Raw genomic sequence first — 12,228 nt, forward strand, 5'->3', positions numbered from 1 at the left:
TTGATAGCTATCGACGCTTTGCTGTTAAGCGCCAAGGTCGGTTTTTACCTCAAACGGCAGCACCAGCCGGGCCCGCAGCCCCTGGCCCGGCGTGCCGCTGTGCAGTTCCAGCCGGCCGCCATGGCTGCGCGCCACGCGCTCGACGATGGCCAGGCCCAGCCCCGCGCCGGGCGCGCCGCTGCGGGCTGCACCGCCACCGCGTGAAAAAGGCTGGCGCACGCGGTCCATCACCTCGGGCTCGATGCCCGGGCCGGCATCCGCCACCTCGATCCAGACTGTCGCACCACCGGGGGTGTCGCCGCCATCCTCTGCGCCGGTGCGCAGCACCACGGGCGGCGAGCCATGGCGCCAAGCGTTCTCCACCAGGTTGTCCACCGCCCGGCGCAGGGCCTGCGGGTGTACCCGCACGTCGGGCAAGGCCGCCAGCTCCAGTCGCAGCGCGCGGCCATGGTCCGCCTGGGCCTCGGCCACGGCCCGGGCCAGCTCGTTCAACGAAGCGGCCACGGCCTCCTCGGCTTCACCCGCACGCGCAAAGTCCAGGAACTGGCCCACGATGCCGTCCATGGCTTCGATGCTGCGCGCCATGCTCGCGGCCAGCGGCGCGTCCAGGTGGGGGCCTGCGATCTCCACCCCCAGCCGCAGCTTGGTCAGCGGCGTGCGCAGGTCGTGCGACACGCCCGCCAGCATCAGCGCGCGTTCGCGGTCGGCCGCGGCCAGGCTCTGCGCCATCTGGTTGAAGCTGCGCGCCACGGTGGCAATCTCGTCGGGCCCGTCCTCGGGCAGGGCGGCGGGGGCCTGGCCCTGCGCGAGCTGCTGCGCCGCCGCCACCACCTGCCCCAGCGGCCGGTTGATGTGCCGCTGCAGCCACCAGGCCCCCCACAACGCCAGCAGCATGCTGATCAGCGTGGCCAGCAGCCAGGCGCCCGTGAACTCGCGCGTGGGGAACACGCTGGGCAGGTGCAGCCAGTAGGCTGTGCCGTCGTGCACCACCCGCAGCGCCAGCACGCCCGTGCTGTCGCGCCGCCACACGGCCTCGCCGCCCGGCGCGGTGCCCCCACCCTGCAGCCGCCGCGCCACGGCCTGCACGAACTGCCGCTCCAGCGGCGACAACAAGGCGCGCCGGGACTGAGACGTGGGCGCCACCTGCGCGGCATTGAGGTTGAAGGCTTCGACAAACGCGGCGCGCTGGCCTGCGGGCAGCGCCTGCAGCCCTGCGCTCAGCGCCGCCACATTGCGCGCCACGCCATCGGCCACCTGCGCCACGCGGGGCTGCAGGATCATCTGCCGCACCAGCACCACGGCCACCAGCTGGCCCAATACCACCAGTGCCGCGATCAAGAGCAGGTTGCGGCCCAGCAGGCTGCGCGGCCACAGGCCGCGCGGACGGACGGATGCCGTCACGGCGCGGGCCCCTCGGGCACAAACATGTAGCCCACGCCCCACACGGTGCGGATGTGGCGCGGCTGCGCGGGGTCGGCCTCGATGAGCTTGCGCAGGCGCATCACCTGCACATCGATGCTGCGATCAGTGGCCTCGTGGTCCTGGCCGTAGGCCAGCGCGATGAGCCGGTCGCGTCCCAGCGGGCGGTGCGGCTGCTGCGCCAGGGCCTGCAGCAGCGCGAACTCGGCGGTGGACAGGGGCACGTCCGCACCCTTGCGCACGAGCCGCCGCTCGTCGAGCCACAGCGTGAACGCGCCGAACGCGATCTGCCCGCCCGCCTGGCGCGGTCCGATGTGCGCCCCCAGCAAGCGCTGCCGCCGCACCAGGGCCTGGATGCGCGCCAGCAGCTCGCGCGGGTTGAAGGGCTTGGGCAGGTAGTCGTCAGCGCCCATCTCCAGCCCGACGATGCGGTCCACCGGGTCGCCCCGCGCGGTGAGCATCAGGATGGGAATCGTCTCGCCCTGGGCGCGCAGGCGCCGGCAGACCGACAGGCCGTCCTCGCCCGGCATCATCACGTCGAGCACCAGCACGTCGAAGCGCTCGCGCGCGAGCAGCACGGTGAGCGCTGCGGCACCCTCCACCGTGCGCACCGTGTAGCCCTGGTCGCCCAGGTAGCGCTGCAGCAGCGCCCGCAGGTCGGGCTCGTCGTCGGCCACGAGGATCTTGGCGCGTGCATCGTTCATGCGCCGATCATGACAGGCGGTGACGGCCCACGGCAGCGCTGTCATACCTTGTCATCACTTCGCGCGCTGGCGCAACCCGCAGCCCGGCGTGGAGGCTGCACCATGCAGGCATACCCACCTTCGGAGCTCTTCACCATGCCTGCCGCCACCTTGTTCAGATCCTGTCCTGCCTTGTTGCTCTGCGCGCTGGCCTGCGCCGCCACCCTGGCCCAGGCTCCAGCCCATGCGCAGGCGTCCGGCGCACCCGCCACGGCCGGCGACCGCCTGCGCGCCCGGCTGCTGGAGCGTGCGCTGCAGAACCCGGCGCCGCTGCCGGCCGGTGTGCAGAAGCTGGCCGATGTGCCCTACGGCAGCGACGCGCGCCAGCGCATGGACGTCTACCTACCGCCCGCCGACGCACGCCCGGCGGCCCTGCGTGCGCCGGTGATCTTCATGGTGCACGGCGGTGCCTGGCGCACGGGCGACAAGGCCATGCCCAAGGTCGTGGAGAACAAGGTGGCGCGCTGGGTGGCGCGCGGCTTCGTGTTCGTCTCCATCAACTACCGCATGCTGCCCGACACTCCCGTGGCGCAGCAGGCCTACGACGTGGCCCAGGCGCTGGCCGCGGCCCAGCAGCGCGCGCCCGGGTGGGGTGCCGACCCGGGCCGCTTCATACTGATGGGCCACTCGGCCGGAGCGCACCTGGTGTCGCTGGTCAACGCGCAGCCCGCCTTTGCACAGCGCCAGGGTGCCTGGCCGTGGCTGGGCACGGTGTCGCTGGACAGCGCGGTGCTGAACGTGCCGCGCCTCATGGCCGCGCCGCATGCCCGCCTGTACGACGAGGCCTTCGGCAGCAACCCCGCCGCCTGGACGCTGCTGTCGCCCTTCCACCAGCTCGTGGCCGGCGCGCCGCCCTACCAGCTGGTGTGCTCCACCGAGCGCCCGGACCAGCCCTGCCTGCAGGCCGAGGGCATGGCCCGTCAGGCCGCCACCCTGGGCGTACGCGCCGAGGTCCTGCCCGAGCCGCTCGAACACGGCGAGATCAATGGCGAGCTGGGCCTGGACAGCGGCTACACCCGTGCCGTGGAGGGCTTCATGGCCTCGCTGGACCCGGTGGTGGCGCGCCTTCTGGAGCGGTGATGTGCAGCCAGGCGGCTCCGCTCAGAAGTGCACGGTGGCACTGAGGTTCAGCGAGCGTGCATCACCGGCCTTGATGTAGTTGCTGTACTGGTACATCCAGTACTTCCTGTTGAACAGGTTGTGCACGCTGGCGCGCCACACCGTGTCACGCCCACCCACCCGGGTTTCGTAGGACGCCCCCAGGCTGGCCAGGGCGTAGCCGTCGACAGGGATGGAGTTGTCGGCCCGCAGTGGCGTCTTGCCGGTGTACTTGGCGCCGACCTGCACCTGCAGGCCCGGCACCTGCGGGACGCGGTAGGCCACCTGGGCCGTCGCCACCCATCGCGGCGCACCGGCCACGCGGCGGCCCACCATCGCCTCCTCGCCCGACGCATATTCGGAATCGAGCACCATCAGGTTGCCGCCCAGGCTCCAGCCCTTGTCCAGCCGGGCGGTGGCGCCCAGCTCCAGCCCCTGGAACACCGATGCGCCGTCCTGCACCTTGGTCAGGCAGTCCGTGCCGCAGCTGCGGTCGTATTCGGTGGTCTTGCGCACGCGAAACAGCGCCGCGGTGGCCGACCAGTCGGTGCCGTCGCGCTTGATGCCCAGCTCCCACTGCCGGCTCATGAGCGGGTTGAGCATCTCGCCCGCATTGGTGTAGGTGGGAAGCTTGGAAACCGTGGCGCCTTGCTGCAGCGACTGCACGTAGCTCGCGTACGCCATGGTGTCCCCCGAAAGCTTGAACATCGCCGCCACGGTGGGCGTGACGATGCCGTTCTCGCGGTAGGCATCCGTGGCGGCGCCGCCCGCGTTCCAGTTGAGCTTTTCGTAGCGGATCCAGCGCAGGCCGCCCAGCACGGACCAGCGGTCGTCCAGCGTGATGCGGTCGCTGGCGAAGAGGGACTGCTGCGTGATCTCGGTCAGGCGGTACAGCCCCAGGCTGTCGAACCCGCCGATGCTGTCGTAGCGCACCGAGTTCTGCCGGGCCAGGTTGCCGGTGCCCACGTCGGGGATGTACACCGCATTGCGCGAGTCGTCGTTGCGCTGCTTTTGCCAGGAGACGCCTGCCACGATATGGTGAGTCATGCCTGCGGCCTCCACGCGACCTTGCAGCATGGCGTCCCAATAGCTGTACTGGTAGCGCTCGCCGTAGTCCGCACGGGCGTCGATGTAGTCGCCCGCCAGGTTCTGCAACCCCAGGATGGACTCGTTGCGGCGCGTCTTCGAATAGCTCTGGCTGAAGCTGGTCTGCGCCTTCCAGGTGTCGCTCAGGCGGTACTTGAAGCCCGTGGCGACAAAGCCGAACTGGTTGTCCACGTAGTTGCCCGGGCCCACCAGCGTCCTGTCGTTGCGGATCGGTGCGGGCAGCCGGGTGGCGAGCGCGCGTGTCTGGATGCCGGGCTCGGTGTCCTCGGTCAGGCGGTCCTGGAAGATGGTCTGCAGGTCCCAGCTCAGGCGGTCGGTCAGCTTCGCATCCAGCGCCAGCAGCAGCGACGTGCGTTCCAGCGAGCCGTCGTTGGCGGTGCGGCCGGCCTCGCGCGTGACGTCCAGGCGGTAGCCGAGCCCGCCGTCCGCGCCCAGGCGGCCGCCCAGATCGGCGTTGGCGCGCACGATGCTGCCGCCGGCGTAGCCCAGGCTGGCGCTGCGCGTGGGCGCATCGCCCGGCTTCTTGGTCACGTAGTTGAGCATGCCGCCCGGCGCGCCGAAGCCGTAGAGAAAACCGGTGGCGCCCTTGAGCAGCTCGACCTGCTCCATGTGGTCGTAGGGCAGCGTCACCGTGTAGCCCAGGAAGGGCTTGCCGTCGATGCGGTAGGAGTTCTGCCAATCCAGCTCCATGCCACGCACCGTGAGGTAGGTGCTCCAGGCCGTGTAGGCGCCGCTGTTGTCCGAGACCGAGGCGTCCTGCACGAACAGGTCGCCAAGCTTTTGCGGGGCCTGCTCCTGGATCTGCTGGCTGCTCACCACGGCGCTGGAGAACGGCGTGTCCTTTTGCGCGACATCGCCGAGTGCACCGGCGCGCACGGCCGTGCCCAGGTTGCGGGTGATGTCGGCTTCGAGCGCTGCCTTCACCGTGACCGATGACAGCGTGGCTTCGCCCGGCGCAGTTCCGGCGGGGCCCGAAGCTCCCCCGGGCACCGGCCGCAATGCATAGCTGCCATTGGCCTGGCGCAGCACCTGCAGTCCCTGACCCCGCACCAGCTCCAGAAAGCCCTGCTCGACCGTGAAGCTGCCCGACAGACCCGGGCTGCGCTTGCCCTGCGTGAGTTCCGCCGGGGCCGCCAGGAAGACACCTGCCTCCTCGGCAAAACGGTTCAGCACCGACGTGAGGTTGCCGGCGGCAATCTGGAAACGGCGCGCCGGCTCGGACGCCTGCGTCTGCGCATGGGCACCGGGTGTCCAGGCGCAGGCGGCGAGCACCGCGCTGGCCGTGGCCAGGTGCATGGCCAGCACCACAGGGCGCAGGGTGGCGTGGGACAGGCCGTGGGCGGCGGGCTGGCGAGCACGCTGGGCATGCCGATGGAAACGGTGGCGGCGGGACATGGATGCTTCTCCTCGATAGGTTCTTCGAAAAATGCGGAGACGGCCCCGGAGCGCGCTGCACGGCATCCGAATGGCCATCTCTCATCCACTGAATCGAACGAGACGCAGAAAAGGGAACCTGGTTGGCAAAGTTTTCCGTCCCGCGCGCAGGCCCCGGCCGCCGGGGGATGCCTACCGGGCTTCGACCGTGGTCCACCACGGCAGTGCGCGCCGCACGCGGATGGGCAAGGCCTGCTCCAGCATGTACAGGGCCTGCTCAGGGTCGTCGGCGGGGTACACGCCCATGACCTGCAGGCCAGCCACCTCGGGCGCCACGCTGATGTGGCCGTGGCGGTAGCGGCCCAGTTCTTCGAGCAAGCTGCCCAGGGGCAGGCTGTCGGCCGGCAAACTGCCCCGGCTCCAGGCTTCGCGCAGCCGGTCGGCATCCTGCAAGGCCGAGACCGTCTCGGCGTCGAACCCGGCAGCCTGGCCTGCCGGCACGCGCAAGACCTTGCCGCCGTGGGTGTGGATTTCCACCAGGCCTTCGAACACATTCAGGCGGACGCGGCCTTCGGTGTCGCGCACCGTGAAGCGCGTGCCCAGGGCCTGGAGCCGGCCGTGGGCGGTGTCCACGTAGAAAGGGCGCTGCAGCGCGTCCCGCGCGGTATCGACCAGGATCTCGCCGGCCAGCAGCACAAGGCGGCGCTCCCGCGCATTGAGGCGCACCTGCAGCGCGGTGCGGGTGTTGAGCCACACGCGCGAGCCGTCGGCCAACGCCAGATCGCGCCGCTCTCCAGTGCCGGTGTGGTGGTCGGCGCGCAGCCGCGCCATCGCCAGCGCTGGCAGGGGCGTATGGCGCCAGCCCAGCCAGGCGACCACACCCAGGCCCAGTCCGCCGCCCAAGGCATTGAGCGCGCTGCGCCGGCCCACGGCCTTGGCTCGCGCCACATCCAGCCCTGCCACGGCAGCGGCCGTGCCTGGCGGACCCAGGCCGCGCAGCGGGTCGAACTTGCGGCTGACCGTGTCGATGTGCGCCCACGCAGCCTCGTGTTCGGGCGACTGCGCGAGCCAGGTCCTCCAGGCCAGCTGGTCCGACTCCGTGGCGCGGTCGTCGCGCAGGGTGGCGTACCACTGCGCGGCCTGCTCCAGGCTGGCAACGCTGGCACGGAGCGCAGGGGCCGGGGGTTTCACAGCGGTGCGGGGCTGCGAGGATCGCCGGACAATCCGGCTTCGATCAACGCGCACTGCAGCATGGCCTGCGCGATGTACTTCTTGACCATGCGCTCGGAGACACCCAGCTCGGCCGCGATGTCGCGGTACGGCATGCCGTCCACCTGCGCCAGCACGAAGGCCCGCGCAGCCTTGTGCGGCAGGCGGCTGAGCATGGCGCCGACTTCCAGCAGCGTCTCGACCACGATGGCCTGGTGCTCGGGCGAAGGTGCCAGCGGCTCGGGCAGGACGGCGAGGGTCTGCAGCCAGGCCTGCTCCACCTCGCGGCGGCGCCACAGGTCCACGCACAGGCCGTTGGCGGCGATGCGCAGGTACGCGCGCGCCTCGGCAAAGCTGTGCAGGCCCCGGCTCGCAGGCCGGGTCAGCAGGCGCACGAAGGTGTCGTGCGCCAGGTCGGCAGCGTCGCAGGCATTGCCCAGCCGGTACTGCAGCCAGCGCTGCAGCCAGCCGTGGTGGTCGCAGTAGAGCGTGTGAACGTCGGGTGGCGGGGCAGCAGCAAGCTCGGAGGCCGGCACGGCGCACTCCTGTGTGGGCCCGGATGGGACAGGTGGATTTATAGAATGAGAATTAATCGCATTCTATCGACACGAACCCCACGGCGCAGTGCCGCCTGTGCCGTGGGCGGCCAGCGCAGAGCCCCCGGCGCGTGCACTGCAGGTTGCCCAGACGCCGGTTGCTTCTATTTTTATAGCATTTGGCGCTTGATACATAAGCGCCGTAGCCTGTTTTATCGCTGATTCACGGGCTGCAGGTACGGTGCGAGGTAGCGCCCCGTATGGCTGGCCGGATTGGCGGCGAGGTCTTCGGGCGTGCCCACGCCCACCACGGTGCCGCCGCCGGCCCCCCCCTCGGGACCCATGTCGATGAGCCAGTCGGCGGTTTTGATCACATCGAGGTTGTGCTCGATGATCACGATGGTGTTGCCCGCGTCGCGCAGCTGGTGCAGCACCTTGAGCAGCAGGTCGATGTCGGCAAAGTGCAGGCCGGTCGTGGGCTCGTCCAGGATGTAGAGCGTGCGGCCGGTGTCGCGCTTCGATAGCTCCTGCGCCAGCTTCACGCGCTGCGCCTCGCCCCCCGACAGCGTGGTGGCCGCCTGGCCCAGGCGGATGTACGACAGGCCCACGTCCAGCAGCGTCTGCAGCTTGCGGGCGATGGTCGGCACGTCCTTGAAGAAGGCGTGTGCGTCTTCCACGGTCAGCTCCAGGATCTGCGCGATGTTCTTGCCCTTCCACAGCACTTCCAGCGTCTCGCGGTTGTAGCGCTCGCCGTGGCAGACGTCGCAAGGCACGTAGACGTCGGGCAGGAAGTGCATCTCCACCTTCACCACGCCGTCGCCCTGGCAGGCCTCGCAGCGGCCGCCGGCCACGTTGAAGCTGAAGCGCCCCGGGCCGTAGCCGCGCTCCTTGGCGGTGTTGACCTCGGCCATCAGCTCGCGGATGGGCGTGAACAGGCCGGTGTAGGTGGCCGGGTTGCTGCGCGGCGTGCGGCCGATGGGGCTCTGGTCGACGTTGATGACCTTGTCGAAATATTCGATGCCCACGATCTCCTCGTGTGGCGCGGGCTCTTCATGGGCGCGGTAGATCTGGCGCGCCACGGCGGCATACAGCGTGTCGTTGACCAGGGTGCTCTTGCCCGAGCCCGAGACGCCCGTCACGCAGGTGAGCAGCCCCACGGGGAAGTCCACGCTCACGTCCTTGAGGTTGTTGCCCGTGGCGCCCACCACGCGCAGCGCCTGCACGGCGCCCTGGCGGGCGTGGTGCTCGGCCATGCGCTCGGCGCGGCGCTTGCTGGCTTCGGTCTGCGGAAAGCGCGACTTGCCCTTGGCCTGTGCCGGGGCTGGCACGGGCTGGTCCACCACCGGAAGCCAGGGGGTGCGGCGTTTGGGCACGGGGATGGACAGCGTGCCCGACAGGTACTTGCCGGTCAGCGATTCGGGGTGGCTGCGCACCGCGTCATACGTGCCCTGCGCCATCACGCGGCCGCCGTGCACGCCCGCGCCGGGGCCCATGTCGATCACATGGTCGGCGGCGCGCATCATGTCCTCGTCGTGCTCGACCACGATCACGCTGTTGCCGATGTCGCGCAGGTGCTGCAGCGTGGCGATCAGCCGGTCGTTGTCGCGCTGGTGCAGGCCGATGCTGGGCTCGTCGAGCACATACATCACGCCGGTGAGGCCCGAGCCGATCTGCGAAGCGAGGCGGATGCGCTGCGCCTCGCCGCCTGAGAGCGTCTCGGCGCTGCGGTCCAGGCTCAGGTAGTTCAGGCCCACGTCGTTGAGGAACTGCAGGCGCGTGGTGATCTCGCGCACGACCTTGTCGGCGATCTCGGCCTTGGCGCCGATGAGCTTGAGCTGCTGGAACCAGGCATGCGCGCCGCTCAGGGTGGCATGGCTCACCTCGAAGATCGCGCGGGCCTGCTCGCCGTCGCCCACCTTCACATGGCGGGCCTCGCGGCGCAGGCGGGTGCCGTGGCATTCAGGGCAGGGCTGGCTGCTGCGAAAGCGGGCCAGGTCCTCGCGCACGACGACGGAATCGGTCTCGCGGTAGCGCCGCGCCATGTTGGGCAGGATGCCTTCGAACGGGTGCTTCTTGGTGTAGACCTTGCCCTTGTTGGCGCCGCTGTCCAGGATGTAGCTGAAGGCGATCTCGTCCTCGCCCGAGCCGTGCAGCACCGCCTGCTGCACCGGGGCGGGCAGCGATTCGAACGGCGCTTCCACGTCAAAGCCGTAGTGCCGCGCCAGGCTCTCGAGCATGGCGAAGTAGTAGCCATTGCGCCGGTCCCAGCCCTTGATGGCGCCACTGGCGAGGCTCAAGGACGGGAAGGCCACCACACGCGCCGCGTCGAACACCTCGCGCTGGCCGATGCCGTCGCAGGCGGGGCAGGCGCCCATGGGCGAGTTGAACGAAAAAAGGCGCGGCTCCAGCTCGGCCAGCGAGTAGCTGCACACCGGGCACGAGAACTTGGAGCTGAACAGGTGCTCCTGGCCCGAGTCCATCTCCAGCGCCAGCACGCGGCCGTTGCCGTCGTTGCCACCCACGCGCAGCACGGCCTCAATGCTCTCGGCGAGGCGCTGCTGCATCTCGGGGCGCACCTTCAGGCGGTCGATCACCACGTCGATGTTGTGCTTCTCGGTCTTCTTCAGCTGCGGCAGGCTTTCGTATTCGTAGATGGTCCCATCCACCCGGAAGCGGATGTAGCCGAGCGCCTGCATCTGCGTGAAGAGCTCGGTGAACTCGCCCTTCTTCTCGCGGGCCACCGGGGCCAGCAGCATGAGCCGGGTGTCCTCGGGCAGGGCCAGCACGGCATCCACCATCTGGCTCACGGTCTGCGCGGCCAGCGGCAGGCCGTGGTCTGGGCAGTAGGGCGTGCCGGCCCGGGCGTAGAGCAGCCGCAGGTAGTCGTGGATCTCGGTCACCGTGCCCACGGTGGAGCGCGGGTTGTGGCTGGTGGCCTTCTGCTCGATGGAAATCGCAGGCGAGAGGCCCTCGATCAGGTCCACATCGGGCTTGTCCAGCCGGCCCAGGAACTGCCGCGCATAGGCCGACAGACTCTCCACATAACGCCGCTGCCCTTCGGCATACAGCGTGTCGAACGCCAGGCTGGACTTGCCCGAGCCCGACAGCCCGGTGATCACCACCAGCTGGTTGCGCGGGATGTCGAGGTCGATGTTCTTGAGGTTGTGCGTGCGCGCGCCGCGGATGCTGATGCGCTGCTCGCGCAGCGCGCGGGCGAGGTAGGTGCCGTCGGCAGCGAGGCGGTCATCGGCAGGCGTGGCGGGCAAGGAGGTCACAGCGATGGCTCTAAAGGGAAACCCACCATGATAGGCCACGGGCATCCGTCTCGCTGGGCCGGCCAGGATGCCCCGCAGCGATGCGACCTGCCCGCGCTCACCCACATTCTTGACGTGGGTCAAGCCCCTGCGGGCCCGACACTGCGATCGCCTGGGAAGCGATGCGCGAGAATACGGGCTTCCGTCCATTTCCCATTCCTGCGCACGCCCCGTGCGAGATCCCTTGTCCATATCCCCCCCAGGCGCAGCGGTGCCCGACCACAGCTCACAGCCCTTGAGCCCCACCACCATGACCCCGCTGGAGCGGCGCTCCAGCATGTCGCTGGCGCTCATCTTCGCGCTGCGGATGCTTGGGCTGTTCGTGGTGCTGCCGGTGTTCGCGCTGGAGGCCGCGCGCTATCCCGGAGGGAACGACCCCGCGCTGGTGGGCCTGGCCCTGGGCGCCTACGGTTTGACCCAGGCCTTGCTGCAACTGCCGCTGGGCCTGGCCTCCGACCGGTTCGGACGCAAGCGCGTGATCGTCGCAGGGCTGGCTGTGTTCGCGGCAGGCAGCCTGGTGGCCGCGCTGGCCGATTCCGTGTGGGGCCTGCTGCTGGGCCGGGCGCTGCAGGGCGCCGGTGCCGTGTCGGCGGCCGTGACCGCACTGCTGGCGGACCAGACCCGCGACGTGGTGCGCACCAAGGCCATGGCGCTGGTGGGGGCCAGCATCGGGCTCATGTTCATGCTGGCGCTGGTGATCGCGCCGCCCATGGCCGCACGCTGGGGCCTGCCGGGGCTTTTCGGGCTGACTTTCGCGCTGGCCACGGCGGGCATCGCCGTCGTGCTGTGGGTCGTGCCGCCCGAACAGGCCCATGCGCAGTCCAGGGCGCTGGCGCCGCTGTCCGAACTTTTGAAGCACGCCGACCTGCTGCGGCTGAACGCCGGGGTTTTCGTGCTGCACACCGTGCAGATCGCGATGTGGGTGGCCGTGCCCGCGCTGCTGGTGCAGGCCGGGTTGCCGTCGGCAACGCACTGGCATGTGTACCTGCCTGCGATGCTGCTCGCTTTCGCCATGATGGGAGGGCTGTTCTCGCTGGAGCGCGCGGGCAGGCTGCGCGCAGCCCTGCTGGGCTCGATCATTCTGGTGCTGATCGCCCAGGTGGGGTTTGCCGTCCTGTCGGGCCTGCCATCGCCCGCTGCGCCCTGGCTGTTCGGAGTCCTGCTCTTTATCTTCTTTGTCGGCTTCAATGCGCTGGAGGCCTCCCAGCCGAGCCTTGTCTCGCGCATGGCACCCGCTCCGCTGCGAGGAGCAGCCCTTGGCGCCTACAACACGCTGCAATCGCTGGGCCTGTTTGCAGGGGGCGTGCTGGGTGGCGCGCTGGCCAAGACGGTGGGTGCCACCGGGCTCTTTGCGGCCACGGCCGTGCTGTGCAGCGTGTGGCTGGCGCTTTCCTGGCGCCTGCGGCCCGTGGCACGGTAAGCGGCACC

8 protein-coding genes are annotated in these 12,228 nt (G+C 70.0%); 2 read left to right on the forward strand and 6 right to left on the reverse strand.

Translation table 11 applies throughout. The features are described from left to right. Positions 1-24: 24 nt before the first annotated feature. Positions 25-1,401, reverse strand: a complete 1,377-nt coding sequence (locus KW835_RS10955) for an ATP-binding protein (protein ID WP_218382399.1) — start codon at positions 1,399-1,401, stop codon at positions 25-27. Continuing rightward, positions 1,398-2,123 (reverse strand): two-component system response regulator OmpR, encoded by a 726-nt coding sequence (gene ompR / locus KW835_RS10960; protein WP_218382400.1) that lies wholly within the window; start codon positions 2,121-2,123, stop codon positions 1,398-1,400. The genes KW835_RS10955 and ompR overlap by 4 nt, the downstream gene beginning before the upstream one ends. Positions 2,124-2,258: 135 nt before the next feature. On the opposite strand from ompR, the gene KW835_RS10965 reads away from it, so the two are divergent. Then, a complete protein-coding gene (locus KW835_RS10965) occupies positions 2,259-3,242 on the forward strand; it encodes an alpha/beta hydrolase (protein WP_218382401.1) in 984 nt (327 codons plus the stop codon). 21 nt (positions 3,243-3,263) lie between these two features. Here the strand turns inward: KW835_RS10965 and KW835_RS10970 are convergent, their stop codons facing one another. The 4 genes from KW835_RS10970 to uvrA form a co-directional block, all read right to left on the reverse strand. Beyond that, positions 3,264-5,762, reverse strand: coding sequence for a TonB-dependent receptor (locus KW835_RS10970; protein WP_218382402.1), 2,499 nt, complete (start codon positions 5,760-5,762; stop codon positions 3,264-3,266). A gap of 171 nt (positions 5,763-5,933) precedes the next feature. After that, positions 5,934-6,932 (reverse strand): FecR domain-containing protein, encoded by a 999-nt coding sequence (locus KW835_RS10975; protein WP_218382403.1) that lies wholly within the window; start codon positions 6,930-6,932, stop codon positions 5,934-5,936. After that, positions 6,929-7,486 (reverse strand): sigma-70 family RNA polymerase sigma factor, encoded by a 558-nt coding sequence (locus KW835_RS10980; RefSeq protein WP_218382404.1) that lies wholly within the window; start codon positions 7,484-7,486, stop codon positions 6,929-6,931. Before KW835_RS10980 ends, KW835_RS10975 begins: the two co-directional genes overlap by 4 nt. A gap of 212 nt (positions 7,487-7,698) precedes the next feature. Beyond that, the gene (gene uvrA / locus KW835_RS10985) at positions 7,699-10,806 is read right to left on the reverse strand and encodes an excinuclease ABC subunit UvrA (RefSeq protein WP_370633616.1); all 3,108 of its coding nucleotides are present in this window, start codon (positions 10,804-10,806) and stop codon (positions 7,699-7,701) included. A 244-nt stretch (positions 10,807-11,050) separates the two neighbouring features. On the opposite strand from uvrA, the gene KW835_RS10990 reads away from it, so the two are divergent. Next, positions 11,051-12,220 (forward strand): MFS transporter, encoded by a 1,170-nt coding sequence (locus tag KW835_RS10990; RefSeq protein WP_218382467.1) that lies wholly within the window; start codon positions 11,051-11,053, stop codon positions 12,218-12,220. Positions 12,221-12,228: the final 8 nt, after the last annotated feature.

The organism is Acidovorax sp. sic0104, assembly GCF_019219095.1.
Taxonomy (GTDB): Bacteria; Pseudomonadota; Gammaproteobacteria; order Burkholderiales; family Burkholderiaceae_C; genus Acidovorax.